Raw genomic sequence first — 19,471 nt, forward strand, 5'->3', positions numbered from 1 at the left:
GTAGCGGAAATCAACCACCACTCTCAAAACAATTTAACAAATCCGAAAACACAATAGTAAAAATATATTATTTTTTCTGAAAATAACGTCTCCTTTTGTTGACTAAAGAACTAACTGAGATTAAAATGGAAAATAGAGTTCGAATTTTTCCATAATTATATTATTTTGGAAGATACGGAGTATTTCGGACCATTACTATTAATCTATCAAGGGGGAAAAGGGATTGACGTTTAAGAAAAAGGTATTTTCAGTCATGGCAAGTGCTGCTTTGGTAACTTCTTCATTCGCTGGAGTAACAGCTTTCAATCCTGATAAAGCAGAAGCTGCTTTACAGGAAACGAAAAAGTTCAAGGTTTCGAATTTCTCAGAGGTTGTGGCACTGTCTATGAGTGATCAAGCTGTTCAAGAGCTTGTCATCGTAGGTAACGGTAAAGTAGATGCGACTAGTCAATTAGAGAAGCTTGGAGTTAAGGTGAAACAGAATTATAAGAACTATGTTTACCTAGCGGATGTACCTACACGTAAAGTGATGGAAGTTCTTGACCTTAAGAGTGTCCGTACAGTGGGTAAAAATGCTGAAATCGAATTAGGTGAGGTCAAGGATCCTGAATTAGCAGTGAAGGATCAAAATAAAGTCGATGAAGATGCGGTTGTAAAACCTAATCAGGCAGAAACTCATGCTCCAACCGGAGTGGATGATTTCCACGATAAGTTTGATGGTAGTGGCACGCGTATCGGAATCATTGACTCAGGTCCCGATCCAGGCCATGAATCTTTTACAGAAGGTTTAGAAGAAGGAACACGTAAATATGGTGATTCGAAGATCGTTGCTGTAAGAGATTACACAATCTCGAATCGTTTTGCTTCATATCCTATTGAAGACCATTATAAAAAATACTTAGGTGATGGTGCGAACTATCTTTCTGAAGGAGACGTACTATTCGATAAAGGACATGCTGAGGGTGACTCCATTACAGTAGGGGAAACTACATATAGTACAGCAGGGCTTGACGCTTCCGATGACAAATTTTTCTTAGGGAAAACGGCATTTGAAACAAATCCTTATCCGAAAACAAATCCTAACTGGACGAACCAGGATTTGAATGCGGATGGAGTGAATGGAAATTCCGATAATTTCGCTGTTCTCTTGGCAGGGGACAAAGTCTACATCGATACAGATATGGACAATGACTTCACTGACGAAACAGCCTATGCAAATAACGAAACAGGTACATTCGATGTGAATGTAGAAGATGAAAAGCTAGGAGCGAACTTCCGTGTCAATGATATGGAATTGAACTGGTTCGGTGCGGGTCTGAAGAAGATCAATTTATTCACTGACTTCAACGGACACGGATCTCACGTTTCAGGTATCTCAGCGGCAAACGGCCCGGCAAAAGCAAATGCGTTCGGAGCAGTTGCAGGTGAAGGGGTTGCCCCTGGAGCGGAACTTGTTGGATTACGTGTGTTCAAGGCAGCTGGCGGTGCATACACGTTCAGTATTCAAAAAGCAATGGTCGATGCTGCTCTACCAGAATCCGAAGGCGGCTTTGGCGTAGATGTTGCAAACTTAAGTCTGGGTTCTTCCCCGGATTTAAATGATGGTTTGGGATCTTATGGAGAGTTGATGACGGTCCTGAGTGAAGATACTGACATCGTATTCGTTACCTCTGCAGGAAATTCCGGTCCTGGTGCAGACACCGTCGGATCACCTGGAGACGTAGCACCAATCATCTCTGTTGGTGCACATATCACGGCTGACATGTGGGCTAAGGAATACAATTCTTATCCATATGGAAAAAATGCAGACGGCACTCCAAAAGAAGGACAAGGCTTATGGTACTTCTCTTCTGTTGGACCAAATGAAGCGGGTAACCAAAAACCGGATATCGTCGGTCCTGGATCTGCTTTTGCCGCTCACCCGGTACAAAACGGACCTTATGTGGTGATGCAGGGTACAAGTATGTCTTCGCCATATGTTGCTGGAGCAGTAGCGTTACTTAAATCAGCAGCTAAGAAAGATCGTATTCCATTCAACTATGAAATCGCTCGTGAAGCATTAATTTCAACAGCTAATCATTTGGATGGGTACAACCGCGCTCAAGAGGGTGGAGGACTGATCGATGTTCCTGCAGCTTATGAGTATCTGCGCAAAAACTTCATTTCAGATATTAAAGATGTAGACGTAACGGTATACCACGGAGAAAAAATTTCCGGCGGTCCTGGTCTATATGTAAGAAATAAAGAAATTCCTGAAACAGTGGAAGTATTAGTAGAGAACAAGACAGATGAAGATAAGAGCCTGGATGTATCTCCAACAGGGGAATGGATCAAACCTTCTGTATCAAAAGTGGAGCTTAAAGCTGGAGAAAGTAAAACGATTACAGTAAAGTACGATGAGTCTAAATTGGAGACAGGCGTAAACGCTGAGACTCTTGTATTTGATGATGCATCAACTCCTTACGTTGAAGCGAGATCAGCACAAACGATCATTACTGGTCACGAGTTTAACCAGGATAACCGCTTCCGTTTCCGGGAAGAAGGAGAAGTTCAAGCTTCTAAAACGAAAGGTTACACATTCGAAGTTAAGCCTGGCGTAAGTGAAGTGCGCTTCTCACTAAATGCAATCAGTGAAAATGACGACTACAAAGGCCGCGTACGCGCGATCGTCTTTAATCCTGATGGAGTCGAAGTAAGTGAATACCAAGGATATGCCGGATACGGTGCTGGTGGATTAGGTGTTGAAGATCATGTATTCAAGTCTCCTAAACCGGGAGTTTGGGAAGTACAGGTATATGGAGCTTTTGGTCCTGAAGCAGGTAAGGAAGTAAATAAATATCAATTAGAGGCTGTTGTTCAGGATGTGGTTGCTGAACCAGGTGAAATTGATTTAGGTAATGTTGCACCTGAAACTGAAATGACTAAATCCGTTACATTCTCAAACTATCTATCCGAAGCAAGAGATGTAAAGGTTGTAGGAGCACCATTCAGTACACCTAAAGCTTCTTCTAAAAAGGTAGAGGTACCTGGTGGTAATCAATTTTACTTCCAAGAGGTCAAAGTGAAAAATAATGTTTCTTTTGAAGTTCAAACATCTAATCCTTCTCATCCGAGTGATGACGTGGATCTATATATCTTTGATTCTAAAGGAAATGAAGTAGCGTATTCTGCTGGTGCTACATCTGACGAGAAGGTTTCCCTGACTTCCCTGCCGGATGATACGTACACAATCGCGATTGAAGGATATGCAACAGCTGGTCCAACGACAACTCTTGATCTATCAATCAATGAGTTCGGCGTACTGTCTCCTGGTGAAAAAGGGGAAGGGAAAGTCGACGTAAAGGCTTCTCAAACTCTTAAAGTAGGCAAATCATTGACGACGGATGTAAACATCACCACTCCATCTGAGTCAATTGGCTCAATCGGAGCAGTATATTTACTTGATGCGAAAACGGACGAAGTATTATCCCTGCTTCCAATCAAAGTAGACGGGGACATCATCACTGAAGTTTCCGGTCAAGACCGTGTCGGAACAGCGATCGAAGTTTCCAAGAAGCTTCATAAAGATGGCTTTGCCGATGACCATAAGTACAAAACTGTTGTCCTTTCTACAGGATATAACTTCCCGGATTCATTATCTGCAGGTCCATTAGCATCTGCCATTGATGCTCCAATCTTACCTGTAGGCAGCAATGGGAAGCTTTCTAAAGAAGTATTAGATGAAATCGAACGTCTTGGTGCTGAAAATGTGTACATCCTTGGTGGAGAAGGAGTCGTTTCTGCCGACGTATTCACACAATTAAACAGTATCTCGATCAATTCTTCTGATATCGAACGTTTAGAAACAGATGGAATGCCAAACCGTTACGGTACAAACCTTGCCATCGTTTCGAAGCTTCAAGAGCTTGGATTCAAAGGAAACGGAGTATTCGTTGCTACTGGTAAGAACTTTGCAGATGCACTAAGTGCTGCGGCAATCGCCGGTGCCAATGATATGCCAATCGTTTTAACAGATGGTAAAGATTTATCTGCTGAAGCGAAAGCCATTCTTGAAGATGAGAAAGTCTATGTGCTTGGTGGTAAATCAGCTGTTCCTGAAAATGTAGTAGCTCAAGCTAAAAAAGTAGCTGTCGATGTTAAAGTACTTTCTGGTGTGAACCGTTACGGTACACTGGCAGCAATCCTTGGAGAGTTCGCGACTAGCACAGATAAGTTATATGTTGCCAGCGGTAAGAACTTCCCGGATGCATTATCTGCTGCTCCACTTGTAACAGATAACGCAGGATTACTATTACTGACAGACCCTAATGGATTACCGAAAGAAGTAGATGCGTTCTTAACGAAGTATCTGTACCAGAACAAAATCTCTTCTGTCACTGTACTGGGTGGTAAAGGTGCAGTTGGTGAAGGCGCAAGAGAAGACCTTCAAGAAAAAGTATCAAACTAATAGAATAAGGTTAATAGGGTCACCTGCTATTTATAGCGGGTGGCTTTTTTAATGCTTTTTTGGCAAGGCTCATTTCGTAAATATTGTGTCTTTGCATAACTTCTGTTTTAGATAGATGTGAAAACATAGACCGTTCCTTTCCGCTCCAGGCACAAGATTCCCCGGGGAGGAAGTCGAGCCTCCTGTAGCGGAAATCAACTAGTACTCTCTACTTTAAGATTGCAATAGATGAACATCAAGGTCTTTCAGACTATCATTCTGAAAATTTCTTGAATTCATGGACAGGCCTTCCACCATCTTATATACTTTTTACAGATGATGTAAATGACATTCAACTGAGAGAGGAGTGGCATGGTGAAAATAAGAGTAATCCCTTCAATTATCTTCTTATTAGGTTGTATCCTGCTTCCGAACGGACTTGTGCAAGCGGAGGATGAGAATAAGGTTCAACTATTGGTGGTTCACAAGGATCAAAAAGGTGAAGTGTCGACACAGTCTTCAGACAAGGATGAAGGAAAATTTGAGGTCCTGTCAGTACCTTCAAAAGACGTTCCTGGCACTCTAACCAAATTAAATAATAAAGAAAACATAGAATATGCAGAGGTCGATCAGCTCGTCTACACACAAGCTGCCGCGCCGAATGATACATATTTTAATAATCAATCCCAAGACTTTCAGGTAATGAACGTATTGGAAGCCTGGGAAAACTACGAACCCAGTGAAGAAGTCACTGTGGCGATTGTCGATTCAGGTATTGATTTGAAACATCCCGAGCTGCGCAGTAGATTAGTAGAAGGAAAGAACTTCATTAATGAAGAAGAGCCACCCGTCGATAGGTCAGGGCATGGCACTCATGTAGCGGGTCTAGTAGGAGCTGTGACCAATAACCAAATGGGTATTGCTTCTGCTGCTAAAAAAGTTAAACTCCTGCCTGTCAAAGTATTTGAAGGCAGGACCACCTATATGTCCACGGTCATTAAAGGCATTCGTTACGCAGCGGACAATGGAGCGGATGTCATCAATTTGAGTCTCGGAAGCTATAGCAATATGCAAGCGCTCGAGGATGCTATTGATTACGCTGTGGAAAAGGGTGCCCTGGTGGTAGGAGCGGCAGGTAACGATGATGAGCACGCCGTCCTTTACCCGGCAACCTACCCGAATGTTCTGGCAGTAGGCAGCGTGGATTCTACTACATTAACCAAATCCACGTTCTCAAACTATGGGGAGACTGTAGATGTATCAGCCCCGGGAACGAATATTTTCAGTACATGGATGGGTGGCTATGAGTCGTTGGATGGAACGAGTATGTCAACAGCCATTGTAAGTTCGGTATCATCCATGGTCAAACAGCAGTACCCTTTTCTGAAAGGAATGCAGGTGAAGGATGTTCTTGAAAGCTCAACCACCTCATTACCAGAAGTCGATAGGCTTGGAACAGGGTTGATCAATGCAGAAGAAGCGTTGAACTATGTCCAAACGAAAAATCGTCTCTACGGACTGACTTCTGTGGAAACAGCTGTAGAAATATCTAAAAATGGCTGGCCATCACTAGAGGAAAAAGAGTTGACGATCGGTGGCAAAAAGTTGAATGGATCATTTGTTATTTTAGCAAGCGGTGATTCATTCCCGGATAGTTTAGCTGCTTCTCCACTGGGCTCTCATTTGGATAGCCCGATTCTATTAGTAAAGAACAATCGATTGAGTGAGTCGGTCAAGGAAGAGCTGAAGAGATTGAATCCTTCTCATGTCTTAATGATAGGAGGGGGGAATGCAATCTCTCATGAAGTAGAAAATGAGATTAAGAATCTATCAATCGAGACCAATCGAATATTTGGCGTGAACCGTTATGAAACGGCCGTAGCGATCAATGACGCAATTCCCTACACAACCAACAAGGCTTTTGTCGTCTCAGGTCAAAACTATCCTGACGCTCTCTCAGTTGCTTCCTATAGTGGCAGTATGCAATATCCGGTACTCTTTGTTCAGAAAGAGAGTGTTCCGCAATCGGTTCGTACGTATATGAAAGAGAATGAAATTTCCAAGACGTATGTCATCGGTGGTCAAGGTGTTCTTTCTAATAAAGTAGTAGATAATCTGCCGGGACATTTCCGAATATATGGCGTGGATCGTTATGAAACCAATTTCAAGGTCCATCAGACGTTTATTTCGGAAGATTCAGATTCACTTTATTTTGCCACAGGAGGGAAATTCCCCGATGCCCTTAGCATAAGCCCGTTGGCTGCAAGAACAGACAGCCCTGTCGTTTTGGTTGATAGAAATAATAACCTGAACCTGAAGAAAACAATCCATTTGTTAACCAATCGCAACAACTATCACATTCTGGGCGGACCAGGTGCTTTATCCGTTAAAAAAGCATGGGAAATCGATCAGTATATGATGAATCAGTAAGATAGAGAGATTGCCTCTCTATCTTTTTTTGGCTGTTTATAAAAAGATGTGTGTTTCTAATAACAATTTACAATTGTAACCTTAAAAGTTGATTGTAGCGGAAGGTGCTCGACTCCTGCGGGAATAGCGGGACAGGTGACACCCCACATGCGAAGCGGATGAGGCTCACCGCCCGCCCCGCGGAAAGCGAGCATCCTGCAGCGGAAATCAAATATTGCAATCTTAGTTAAAAATGAAAAGAGTCATCATTTGATAAAGAAGGGTTATAGTTTACTAGATACTATGATAAGATGGAATAAAATAACATTACAAAGGGGAACGCAATGAATTCAAAAATGAAGAAACTTGTATCAGGGATAGCAGCTGTGGCACTGAGCGCGACACTTGCGAGTCCGATCACTTCGAAGGCAGCGGGGTATGAAAACCCGTCTAAATATGAAATCAATAAACTGTTGACGGAAGCCGCGATGAAATATGATGTCCCGGCCGAAGTTGTGAAGGCTGTAGCTGCTGAAGAAAGCGGTTGGAAGCAATTCACGGCATATGGAGAACCGAATATTTCGGATGATGGCGGGATCGGAATCATGCAGGTGACGAATACTGCCGGTTATGATGTCGAGCGTTTAAAGAATGATATCGGATTCAATATAGAAGCAGGAATCAAGATTTTAAACGAGAAATGGGAACTTGGTGAAAAAGGACTTTCAAGTTGGAATCGCTCTACAAGCATCCCCACCGTTGGAGATAATGAGCGTGACATCATCGAGAACTGGTATTTTGCCCTGTTAGCTTACAATGGACAGGTGCAAGGAAATAGTCCAATCAAAATGGCGACAGGTGAAAGAAACTTCGGAAGCTATCAAGAACGGGTATATGCAGAGCTTTCAAGTGGAAACCCGGGCATCTTCAAGAATGATAGAGTCGAGCTTTCTTTTGCCAAAGAGGATTTCACCTACACAGGCGAGCCAAACTATTATTTATTATTCGATAAGAAACAGTATGAGGTGGATGGACTTGCCCATACGACAAAACATTCATATCGACCGGGGGATTTAGTGATTTCTGCGGATGGATCCCGTTTTAGAGAACAACCAACTTCTGAGTCAAAGGAAGTGTCTGCGAAACTTCCAAGCGGTGAAACGGAAGTCCTTGAAATCCTAAATGGGTTTGAATACGATCAATCCAAGAATCCGAATCACTTCGTCTGGTACAACGTCGAACGTGAAAACAACAAACAAGAGGCATACGTTGCTTCAAGCGAACTCAACAAGATCGGTGAGCGACTATCTGGAACCGATCGGATCAAGACGGCCGTTGATATTTCCCAGGCGGGCTGGAATCAAGCTGATACGGTCGTTCTGGCACAGGGATATAACTTCCCGGATGCGTTAACGGGTGGCCCACTTGCTTATAAGAAGGATGCGCCGCTTTTATTAACGGATAAAAATAAACTGACTGAATCAACGAAAAATGAAATCCAGCGATTAAAAGCTTCTAACATCATCATTTTAGGTGGAGAAGGGGCAGTCAGCAAGGGTGTCATGGATGCTCTTAAAGGAATGGGATTGAAAGTTGACCGGATCGGTGGACTTGATCGCTATGAAACAGCCCAGCTTATTTCGGAGCAAGTGAATTCGAATCCTGATAAAGCCATCATTGCGTCAGGCAAGAACTTCCCGGATGCTCTTTCTGTGGCGCCATATGCTTCTGTAAAAGGATATCCGATCCTTTTAACAGCGAGAGATGCTGTTTCTGTCTATACGAGTAAAGCTCTTACCGGGGTGGATAGCACGATCGTTGTCGGTGGAGCAGGCGTCATCAGTGATGGTGTCATGAAAAAGGTGAAGGCCGAGAAGAGAGTAAGCGGAGTGGATCGTTATGAAACCTCTCTTGAAATTGCGAAGGAGCTTCCACTGGCTAACCCCGATGAGAAAGCTCTTCTCGCGAGCGGTAAAAACTATCCGGATGCGTTATCGGGATCAATACTCGCTGCAAAGCAAAAGGCACCTCTTCTTCTATCTAATCCGGAACAGCTGCCAAAAAGCGTCAACAACTTTATCGCAGCTAAAGAATATAAAGAGTTCTTCCTGCTCGGAGGACCAAGTGCCATGAATGTGGAAGACGAGCTTGGAGATTTATACAAAAAGCTGTATTATTAATATAGTAGGTTTTAATATTAAGAGGCTGGGACAAAAGTGTTTTAGTCTAAGTAAAACCCGAACAAATCTGTTTCCTAGTAGGCAGATCTGTTCGGGTTTATTATTTGTTTTCGGTACATTTGATTTTAGCTGTTTCCAGCGGTTGATTGGAGTGCAAGACGAAGACTCCTGCGGGAAAAGTAGCTTATGTGAGACCCCGCAGGCTTGCCTAGGAGGCTCACGGGCTACCCGCGGAAAGCGTAGTCTTGCACGGAAATCATTAGCGGTATTAAGAACCTACACTTCTATTGTTCGTCTTTATATCGTGGCATTTTAGTTTTGTCCCTGCCTCTTTCTTTTGGTAGGATTATTAAACAGAGATTACATTTATGTAAGATTCTATTTTTTTAATCTATTTCATGATAAAATTATTCTTCGTATTGATCTTCGACTTGAAAGGTGAAAAACATACATGAAGACTCGTAATGACTATAGACAGAGGATGAGAAGAAGAAAGAGATTTTTCCGCATATTTCTTGCACTTTCTTTCTTGGGGTTGAGCATTGGTACAGCGTATTTTCTCTACCAATATCAAACCGGAAAAATGAATGCCGGGAAGACACAGGCGGCATCCGAAGAAATTCCTGAATTTAATGGTAAAAAAGATGAGCATGGAAAAGTTAATATACTCCTTCTAGGATCAGATACAAGGGGCGAAGAAAAATCACGTACAGATACGATCATGATTGCCCAATACGATCCTGAAAAAGGCGAAGCCAGATTGGTTTCATTAATGAGAGATATGTATGTAGATGTTCCAGAATACGGAAAGTATAAATTGAATACTTCCTATTTCCTCGGTGGGCCAGAGCTCCTTCGTCAAACGTTAAAAGAGAACTTCGATATAGATGTACAATATTATGCGTTAATGGACTTTAAAGGATTCCAGAAGATTGTAGATGCACTGGCTCCAGATGGAATTGAAATGAATGTAGAAAAAGAAATGTCCACTAACATTAATGTGACACTGGAACCTGGTTTGCAAAAATTGAACGGTAAGGAATTATTAGGCTATGCCCGTTTTCGCCATGACGCAAAGGGAGACTTCGGCCGTGTCAAGCGCCAGCAGGAAGTCATCAATGCCTTGAAAGACGAAATGCTGTCATTAAACGGCGTATCCAAAATCCCTAAACTGATGGGTACGGTCTCACCATATATCGAAACGAATATCGGGTCGATGGACCGCATCAGTCTTGCAAAAGAATTCGTCCTAAATCCGGTTGAAAACATTGAAACTATGACATTACCAATCGACAATTCGTTTGAAAATGCTCGATATGAAGGTGCCGGTGCCGTCTTAGACGTAGACCTGGACGCGAATACCGAAGCGCTAAAAGACTTTCTGAATGGTGAAGAACCTAAGTCGTATGCAGAGTATGTCGAGGAAGAAGCGTTAAGTGACGATGCCGTGGTTGAGGAATCGACTGGTGTGGAGGATACCGGTAGTTATGAGGAATCTACAGAAACTGATGATTCTGGTATTTATGAGGAATCGACTGAAATCGATGATTCAAGCAGTTATGAGGAATAGAGAGTATAGATTGAACCCATGGAGTGAAGTGATGCTCCGTGGGTTTTTTTGTAGGTGTGGATATTAAACATATATAGGAGAGTAATGGGGGTATGTGTAAAGAAAATTCGACACGGAGGATCAATTAATCATATTTTGAATTAAAAAAGCCAAAACGGGATCAATTATCCCAATGCGGGATCGATTCCATCCCAATCAGGATTAATTATCCCGCGACGACCATTCCCCCTCCCATATTCAAGCCCCGGATCGGCCGAAAAGCCAATTAAACAGCACATCCCCAACTAAAAAAAGACAATCTTAAGCTGAAATCACTCCAGAAGTGAAGAAAAACGAGCAAAACGGTCACGAATCCTGCCTCAAATACCAAAACAAAAACAAAAAAATCTCCCCAATCACTGGGGAGATTTCTTCAATCGACGCATAACTAGCTGACGTATTCCATTAATATTCAGAGCCAATACTACAGCCCCATAAGCAACAATTCCAACTACAATTTGCACGATAAATCCGAAGATGCCATCAATGGCAAGTGCGGGCCAAACTAGAAGCGCCATTACACCAGTCGCGATAAAGATCTTTCCGACTTCTTTGAACGGGAAGGTGAGAGGGAAAATCTTCTTCCCGATTAAGGCACTCAACAGGACCGATACTACGTAGGAAATGATGGTCGCGTAAGCTGAGCCGAATATTCCGTACTCTGGTATGAACAGTAAGTTCAGGACTACATTTAGTACAGCTGCGGCCAACACAGGCCAGATCTGAAGCTTCGTATTTTTCCCGAGCTGGAAGGCCAGGTCGAAATAGTACATTTTAAAGCCTTGGATAAATATCGCAAAGGCAATCAGTGAAAAGATCGTCGCTGCTTTTCCTTGATAGGATTCGCCCAGGAAGATCCCGGTAAAGGAATTGCTCAACAGGATCATTCCCGTTGTCGCCGGAACCGATACAAGTAATAGCAGGGACGTGTTTTCATTCAATTGTTTCTGACATTCTTTGATCCCGCCTGTTTCAAGCGCTTTGACCACAAGTGGGTAAGCGGCCAGATTGATGATCATCATCAGTAGAAACAGGATTTGTTTGGCCAGATCGTATGAAACCGCATAGATCCCGACAGATGCCTTGTCCATTAACCAGCCAATCAAGTATCGGTCTGTATTCAGGATGATGGCTTCCATTGAAAGGGCAGCAATGAACGGAATGGAATACTTCACGACTTCTTTAATCATGTCACGATCGATCAACTTAATGTTAATCAAGTGCATATACTTCGGAATAAAGAATACGATCGATAAGAAGATTCCGATGATCAGTCCAAGGATAATTCCTTCTGCTCCAAATCCAAAGAATTTGATCAGTACCACAGCAATAATAAGGGACAGTACCACTTTTAATGCTGTCACTACGCCGAATAGTTTGGACGAAAGCTCAGAACGTAAGTATTCAGTGAACAAGTCGAACATGCTTTGCATCATGAGCAGCCCAATTCCTAAGAACCAAAGCATCGCCATGGAGTGCAGTGGAGTATAGGCAATGAAAGCTCCTGTAGCCAGGAACACCGTCAAGATCGTCATGGATATAAAAGTTGCTGTGATCGAACTTATGAACATGGCTTTCTGATTGCCTTCATATTTAGGATTGTAGCGAAGCAGCCCTAACCGTAACCAATGAAAGAATGTTGTATTAACAAAGGTCACCGCTGCGATGACAAGGGAGTATTCCCCGTACTCGCCGGGTGAAATGAGACGTGTATACAAGGCAATCGCGACAAAGTTGATGATCCCTGGCACACCTTTAGATAGAAAATAGATAAACGTATGTTTAAACATGGAATTACCTCTCTGTTGATCCGTTTTATTAACAAAATTTATATAGTTTTTACAAATAAATTCAATTTAATCGCTTTTTATATTATGATAAGAAGTATCAAATCAATTAGTATATTATATCACAATCGATATTGTTGAATATATTTCTTTTGTCAGGCTGTTTTAACAGGTGTGTTAACCGGCATTATAGCAAGTCAGTAGTAAAAAAGAGAGTGTGGTACCCGAGTTATGAAAGTTTTATTATTAGCACCAGCGAATAATGTACATACGAAGAAATGGCTTGATTACTATAATTCGATTGGTATCGAGGTCATGAATATTAGCTTAGAGAACCACAAAGACTCTTCTGAACACATCCCTTGGGAGAATGTAAGCAGAGTCTATTTAAATCTGAAATTGAATCACAAGATTTCTTATTTATTTACGGTTTCCAGGCTGAAGAAGATTATTCGGAACTATAAGCCTGATCTGATCCATTCCCATTATGCTTCGAGTTACGGATTAATAGGAGCGTTAACAGGATTCAGTCCTTACATTCTATCGGTTTGGGGATCAGACATCTATGATTTCCCTAAGCGGAATGTGATGAATCGGATCATCCTTCAGTATGCCTTGAGAAAAGCGAACTATATTTGTTCAACCAGTCCTGCATTAGAACAGGAAACAAAGAAATATATAGATGCAAACAAGCCATTGGCCATCACCCCATTTGGTGTGGATACCACACAATTCAAACCGAACCCGACGAATAAGATAGAAGGTCAATTCAGAATCGGAATTGCTAAAGGAATGGAGCCGAAGTATGGAATAGAATATCTGCTGAAAGGTTTCAAGCTTTTTCTTAACACACTGGGCTCGGAGCGCCAGTTTGTACGCTTGAGATTGGCCGGGGACGGACCTTATATCGCCAAATATAAGAAACTGACAGAAGACTTGGAAATAAGTGAGAATGTAGAGTTTTTAGGAAGAATCGCTCATGAGGATGTTCCTGATTTTATCTCGTCTCTTCATATATTTGTCATTTCTTCCTTGATTGAAAGCTTCGGGGTTTCAGCTGTAGAGGCCCAGGCTTGTGGTGTACCGGTTGTGGCAACCAATGTCGGCGGCCTTCCGGAAGTCGTGCTGGACGGGGAAACAGGCTATCTGATTCCGTCTAAGAATCCGGCAGCTTTGGCTGAGAAACTATTATATCTCTATAAGGATTCCTCAGAACGAGAGAAATTAGGGAAAAACGGCAGGGAGCACGTCATCAATCATTATGATTGGGAAGAGAATTCTAAGAGAATGATAGATCTTTATAATGAAATAGTAAAAGTAGAGAGTTAAACATCTCTATTTACATTTTTCCAAACCTATAAATATCAAAGACACTCAAAGATCCTAATAAAGGAGAAATGAGTGTCTTTTTTTATAATTATGTAAAAGTTTACGAAAACATGTCAAAAGTATGTCAACTATTGCCGATACTAATGGTAGAATAAAGGAAAATTTTAATATAATGGAGGAGAATGCAAAAATTATGAAGAAAAAGATTGCGATGCTTGTTGTTACAATGACTATGTTTCTTGTCATACCGATTCTGGCATCAGCTGAGAAGAATGTAGTCATTGACCCAGGTCACGGAGGTTGGGATTCAGGAACAGCAGGATTTTCTGGGAGTTCAACTGGTTTTTATGAAAAGCATGCCAATCTGGCAATCTCTAAAATGGTAAGGGATAAGCTGAATGCAGCAGGTTTCAACGTATATATGACTCACGATAATCTGGATACGTATTTGAGTCTTCAGGAGCGTACGGAAATAGCAAATTCATTCGCTAAAGGAAAGAATGATCAAACGGTATTTGTTTCTGTCCATCATAACGCGGCACCAACAAACCCGTACGTACGTGGTTTTGAGTCCTATCATTATAATAATAAATATGCCTGGGAAGCGGAATATCCGCCCGATCCGATTCAGGTGGCGTACGGCAGTGAATCCGAGAGATTAGCAGAAACGATTCATCCGAGTGTCCTGAATTCGACTGGCTTAAATGATAAGGGAATGAGGAATAATCAGGCCTTTTACGTAATTCGTAACACGCAAATGCCTTCGCTTTTACTGGAAATGGGGTACATGTCGAATCCTCAAGAAGAAGCACTCATTAAGACATGGTCTTTCCAGAATAGTGCAGCTGAAGGGATTAAAAATGGCATCGTTTCTTACTTCAAAGTGTATGAAGTATACAGTGCAGCGAACAAACGACTAAAAATTTATGAGACGCAAGAGGAAGCCATACAATATTCCAAGTCTCAATCTAATACATATGTATTTGATAAATACCAGCAGAAAAAAGTGTACGAGAACTTGAATGAATACAGTGTCTATCAAAAAGGTAAGGAGAAGCTTAAAACCTACCCGATTAAAGAAGACGCTATTCAATATGCAGAAAGTCTGGCGAATACTAGAGTAGTAGATGAACACACTGAAAAGATCCTTTGGTCTAATTATTTACCCAAAAAATACAGTGTTCAAACAGAAGCAGGCAAGAGTTTATGGTCTTATTACGATGTCAACAGTGCAATCGAATACGCTAAATGGAAGGCAACTCCATTGAAAGTGGTGGATATCGATTCTAAAGGAGTCATTTGGTCGAGTATCGATGGGGTTAAAATCAATCGTTTCATTAATGATACAAACCTGATTGGCCTCGATCGAATGGAAACGGCGATTAAGGTTTCCAAAGACCTTTATCCTAACGGTTTCTCAAGCTCCAAAGCGAAAAAAGCTGTTGTACTCGCAACCGCATACGACTTCGCAGACGCACTTTCAGTAGGGCCTCTGGCCGCTCAATTGGATAACGCTCCTATTCTATTAACCGCCAAGGACAAGCTTCCTTTACAAGTAGAGAAAGAGCTTGCGAGATTGAACGCGAAAGAAGTATACATGATTGGTGGTAAAGGAGCCGTTTCAAATGCGGTTCAAGATCGACTGGCGAAGCTTGGACTGACCGTTACAAGAGTCGGTGGAGCAGACCGCTATGCGACGAATCTTCTAATTAACAAAAAGCTGACGAATGTAAAAGGTGTATTCGTGGCATCAGGCAAGAATTACGCCGACGCCCTTGGAGCTGCACCGATTGCTTCAGCCAATCAATGGGCAATTGTGCTGACTGGTAAAGATAGCATCAATTCTACAGCTCTGTCGTATGTAAAAGGAAAGCAAGTGAAGGTCCTGGGTGGGGGAAGCGCCATTTCTTCAACGGTGGAACAATCGATTAAACGCTATTCAACCAATGTTGAAAGACTCTCCGGAGCAGATCGTTATAAAACACTTGCAAAAGTACTGACGAAATTTAAATCAATGATGGGTTCAGACAAATTCATCGTTTCAACGGGAACGAATTACCCCGATGCTTTAACCGCGTCTGCCCTATCTGTTAAAACAAAGGCGCCAATCGTATTGGTAGGCGGCACATTAGATGGTCATTTAGAGGATTTCATCCTTGAGTATCAGCCGGCCGGTGGCGTGAAAGAAGTAATCAAAGTTGGCGGGAAAGTCGATGACGCCATCATTGAAAAAATGAAAAATGTCTTGTATTAAGGAGGACAACCCGTGTTCAACAGTCGTAAAAATTTCTTTCTGGTATCTCTGCTCATCTTGTCTATGACTGTCTTTACAGCATGTAATGCTTCCTCTCCAAGTGAGAAAATAACGAAGGAAGAACCTGATACAACGAAAGTCGAAAGCGAAACGTCGAATGAAGATACCTCTCAAACTGAAGAGTCGGATAACTCTGCTGTTGAGGAAGAAGTGGAAGTAGAGGAAACTCAAGAGCCCTCCGAAGACTCCTCTTCAGAAGAAGACAATGAAACAGCTGAAAAAGAAGAAGTGAACCTGTTACTCCAACAGCTGAAACCTGATAAAAACGTGGTCAAAACCTTTGAAAATAAGGATTTCAGCTTGACGGAGACAGTAGTCGATCACAATGAAACGCATGTTCAGCGTGTATTCAAAGTAGGAGAGATGGTCACTCTTCAAATTCTTAAATGGGATCAGGATGCCATTCAAGTTGTGTATGAAGAAAGTAATCCGAAGAACGTGAAAGAAAGTATCTTGGACAACTTTTCACCTAATAAAGAAGCCCTGCCACTGGCCGATATCAAGCGTAAAGGAAAAGGCGACACAACTCGTTGGGAAATCATCAGTGAAGACGAAACGGTAGAAGTTCCTTACGACACGTACGAAAATGTCGTCGCAGTTCGTAGCACGGTGAAAAGCGGAAACGTAAATACAATCAATACGATGTACTATGCTCCAGGGATCGGCATGATCAAAGAAGTATATGAAGAAACCGGAGACAACGGATATAAAATTGAATCCGTCTTGAAAAAGGTAGAAGCCCTATAAATTCCAGAAGGTGTTCTGATTTGGGACGCCTTCCTCAAGCACATATAACAAGGAGGAAAAACATTGAAGAAGAAGTTACTATCTATGCTGGTTCTTTCCACAATGGTTACGGGGCTGATGGCAGCACCGCTTAATACAAAGGCAGAAGGCCAGCCCATTTCTGTAAAACTGCAGAATTATATTGGAAGTAAGAGCTCACTTCCTTTTACTACAAATGGCGACTATCAAGTGAAGGGAACAACGATTTTCATCCAGCCTGGTGCATCTTACACCATGAAGGTTGAATCAGGGAAACTATCTCTTTATAAAGGTTCCACACTCGTGAAAAAGTTCGACGGGAACGCTACGATCATCCCGACGATTAGAGAAGCGATGGATCGTTCCATGACAATCAAAGGGAATTACGAAAAGCAATACTTAGGAGAAGTTGAGTTTACTGTTGAATCCAGTAAATATGTGAGACCCGTGAATAATATCAATCTGGAAGACTACTTAAAAGGCGTGGTCCCTGCTGAAATGCCTGCTTCCTGGGGAGGTAATGGCGGACTGGATGCCTTGAAGGCTCAAGCTGTCGCAGCCAGAACCTTTGTATTGAAAAAAGGTAACTGGACGATTTACGATGGACAAAGTGATCAAGTGTATAAAGGGTATGATTGGAATCCTCATACGACGCAAGCGGTTAATGAAACACAGGGTGAAGTTCTGAAAAAAGGCGACAGCTATGCTGAAGCATTTTATTCTTCATCTAATGGGGGAAGAGTATTCTCGAATCAAAATGTTTGGGGGTCAGATTTAGTCCCTTACCTGGAGACGAAGCCCGACATCTATGATGCGAAAATTTCACCACATGGCGATTGGGAGGTCACTCTCTCTAAAGCCCAATTCGACACTAGCGAATTAGACCTCAAGAAACCGGAATCCTGGTGGGACGTGAAGGAAAAAGATCAAACGATCGTTTCGAACATGAAATCATGGTTGAAAAATAAAAATCATATTGATGATAAGAGTGAAATTAAAATAGTAGGGATTAACGATGTCTCATTTGATATCCCGGATTCCTCTTTCACTTCAAAAGATGTGTTAAAAGGAACAGTATCGTTCACTTATTTTGAGAAAAAAGATAGTGGATTCGTGAAAAATGAAGACCAAACAATCAAACTGCAAACGAAAACGATTAACGACCGTTCTTATAACATTCGTTTTATGCTGGGGACATCGATCATGAAGAGTCCTTATGTGAAGAGTCTTGCCGAGACGGATGAGCTATTCACGATCAATGGCGGCGGTTTCGGTCACGGAATCGGGATGAGCCAGTACGGTGCGTACCAAATGTCGAAAGAAGGCAACAACTTCAGAACGATCCTGGGCTACTACTATCCAACAACAAGCGTGAATAGGGAACTGGACTTAAATGACTATTCTCATGAGCTTGAAGGTGCAGACCGTTACGAAACAAGTGTCAGCGTCTCGGAGTATGGCTGGGAAAATAAATCGAAGGCTGTTGTCATCGGCCGCGGCGATTTATCGATCGATGCATTAACAGGAAGTGTACTGGCGAAGAAATTAGATTCACCATTATTATTAACAACTTCTAAATCACTTCCAGATACAGTCCTTGATGAAATTAAGCGACTTCAGCCTGAAAAAGTCTACTTACTGGGTGGAACAAATGCCATCAGCGGCAATGTAGAGAATCAGCTGAAAGGCTTATCTGATGTTACCCGCATCAGTGGGAAAGAGCGTTATGAGACAGCAGTGAAAGTGGCAGATGAAATTAACAATAATGATGAAGTCTTTGTTGTGACAAAAGACGAGAAATCTCCAGATGCCTTGTCGATTGCTTCATATGCGAGCATGATGCAAATTCCGATTCTTTATACGACAAAAGACTCCCTTCATGAGAGCGTTGAAGCTTACATGAAAGAAAATACGATAAATAAGGTAACGATCATTGGTGGTCAGTCTGCTGTTTCTTCAGGGGTAGAACGAGAATTAATGAATCTTGCTTCAGACGTGTCGAGGGTATACGGAGATGACCGTTACCAAACAAGTTTAACGATTGCAGAGAAATACAGCAGTCAGTTTGAAGAAAAGACATTATTCTTCGCACGGGGAGAGATTTTCATTGATGCACTGCCTGCGTCTTCATTAGCAGCAGCAATGAAATCTCCATTAATATTAACGCGCAAGGATGCCTTACCGGATCATGTAGGAACATGGCTGGATGAGCGTACTGTCCTGGCCGATACGTACTTCTTAGGTGGTAAAGGTGCCATCTCAGAATCTGTTCGTCAAGATATCCAACAGGCTTTAGCGAATTAATTCGAATCATGAAGCTGTCATTCTTCGGGATGGCAGTTTTTTTAATGGGATTTGAGTATAATGAGATTTTTTCACTTTTGGAAGGGTTTTGGCTTTAGATTGTCCTTTTCAGCTGGGAATTGAAGGCTGATTCGGAAATGATGAATCTATGACTTGAAATGGTCGTCGGGCGATAATTGATTCGGTTTTGGATGTAATTGATCAGGATTTACGATAATTAATCCGGATTTGGCTTTTTTAATCCTGAATCTGATTAATTGATCCTCGGTGTCGAATTTTTCTATAATTATTCCCACAATATGTCCATCCTCCTCAAACTCTCGTCTCCGCCCACAGGCAGATAACCAG

Annotated in this window: 10 protein-coding genes; 8 read left to right on the plus strand and 2 right to left on the minus strand. The window is 42.0% G+C overall.

Going from position 1 to position 19,471, the window contains the following annotated elements; genetic code table 11:
* The first annotated feature begins 223 nt into the window (after positions 1 to 223).
* From DET59_RS14740 to DET59_RS14760, 4 genes are all read left to right on the plus strand, one after another.
* A complete protein-coding gene (locus DET59_RS14740) occupies positions 224 to 4,447 on the plus strand; it encodes a cell wall-binding repeat-containing protein (RefSeq protein ID WP_113970404.1) in 4,224 nt (1,407 codons plus the stop codon).
* 354 nt (positions 4,448 to 4,801) lie between these two features.
* Positions 4,802 to 6,856: a S8 family serine peptidase gene (locus tag DET59_RS14745; protein ID WP_181778179.1), complete on the plus strand. Its 2,055-nt coding sequence runs from the start codon at positions 4,802 to 4,804 to the stop codon at positions 6,854 to 6,856.
* 323 nt (positions 6,857 to 7,179) lie between these two features.
* The gene (locus DET59_RS14750; RefSeq protein WP_113970406.1) at positions 7,180 to 9,015 is read left to right on the plus strand and encodes a cell wall-binding repeat-containing protein; all 1,836 of its coding nucleotides are present in this window, start codon (positions 7,180 to 7,182) and stop codon (positions 9,013 to 9,015) included.
* Between the two features lie 451 nt (positions 9,016 to 9,466).
* Positions 9,467 to 10,585, plus strand: a complete 1,119-nt coding sequence (locus tag DET59_RS14760) for an LCP family protein (protein WP_113970408.1) — start codon at positions 9,467 to 9,469, stop codon at positions 10,583 to 10,585.
* Positions 10,586 to 10,980: 395 nt separating this feature from the next.
* Here DET59_RS14760 and DET59_RS14765 read toward each other — a convergent pair whose 3' ends face one another.
* Entirely contained in the window at positions 10,981 to 12,414 is a 1,434-nt protein-coding gene (locus DET59_RS14765; RefSeq protein ID WP_113970409.1) for a lipopolysaccharide biosynthesis protein, read from the minus strand.
* A 228-nt stretch (positions 12,415 to 12,642) separates the two neighbouring features.
* Here DET59_RS14765 and DET59_RS14770 point away from each other — a divergent pair, with 228 nt between their 5' ends.
* The 4 genes from DET59_RS14770 to DET59_RS14785 all read left to right on the plus strand — a co-directional run bounded on the left by DET59_RS14770 (position 12,643) and on the right by DET59_RS14785 (position 19,123).
* Entirely contained in the window at positions 12,643 to 13,740 is a 1,098-nt protein-coding gene (locus tag DET59_RS14770; RefSeq protein ID WP_113970410.1) for a glycosyltransferase, read from the plus strand.
* Positions 13,741 to 13,933: 193 nt separating this feature from the next.
* Positions 13,934 to 15,994, plus strand: a complete 2,061-nt coding sequence (locus DET59_RS14775) for a cell wall-binding repeat-containing protein (protein WP_181778180.1) — start codon at positions 13,934 to 13,936, stop codon at positions 15,992 to 15,994.
* 12 nt (positions 15,995 to 16,006) lie between these two features.
* Positions 16,007 to 16,801 carry a hypothetical protein gene (locus DET59_RS14780; protein WP_113970412.1) on the plus strand — a complete coding sequence of 265 codons (795 nt, stop codon included), beginning with the start codon at positions 16,007 to 16,009 and terminating at the stop codon, positions 16,799 to 16,801.
* 63 nt (positions 16,802 to 16,864) lie between these two features.
* Positions 16,865 to 19,123, plus strand: coding sequence for a SpoIID/LytB domain-containing protein (locus DET59_RS14785; protein ID WP_113970413.1), 2,259 nt, complete (start codon positions 16,865 to 16,867; stop codon positions 19,121 to 19,123).
* Between the two features lie 146 nt (positions 19,124 to 19,269).
* Here the strand turns inward: DET59_RS14785 and DET59_RS21715 are convergent, their stop codons facing one another.
* Positions 19,270 to 19,419 (minus strand): hypothetical protein, encoded by a 150-nt coding sequence (locus tag DET59_RS21715; protein ID WP_181778181.1) that lies wholly within the window; start codon positions 19,417 to 19,419, stop codon positions 19,270 to 19,272.
* Positions 19,420 to 19,471: the final 52 nt, after the last annotated feature.

This window comes from Rossellomorea aquimaris (assembly GCF_003315075.1).
In the GTDB taxonomy this organism is placed as follows: Bacteria; Bacillota; Bacilli; order Bacillales; family Bacillaceae_B; genus Rossellomorea; species Rossellomorea aquimaris_C.

Excerpts from the sequence above, each read along its gene's own strand:
- DET59_RS14765 (WP_113970409.1), bottom strand. The coding sequence starts at position 12,414 with ATGTTTAAACATACGTTTATCTATTTTCTATCTAAAGGTGTGCCAGGG.
- DET59_RS14760 (WP_113970408.1), top strand. The coding sequence starts at position 9,467 with ATGAAGACTCGTAATGACTATAGACAGAGGATGAGAAGAAGAAAGAGA.
- DET59_RS14775 (WP_181778180.1), top strand. The coding sequence starts at position 13,934 with ATGAAGAAAAAGATTGCGATGCTTGTTGTTACAATGACTATGTTTCTT.
- DET59_RS14750 (WP_113970406.1), top strand. The coding sequence starts at position 7,180 with ATGAATTCAAAAATGAAGAAACTTGTATCAGGGATAGCAGCTGTGGCA.
- DET59_RS14770 (WP_113970410.1), top strand. The coding sequence starts at position 12,643 with ATGAAAGTTTTATTATTAGCACCAGCGAATAATGTACATACGAAGAAA.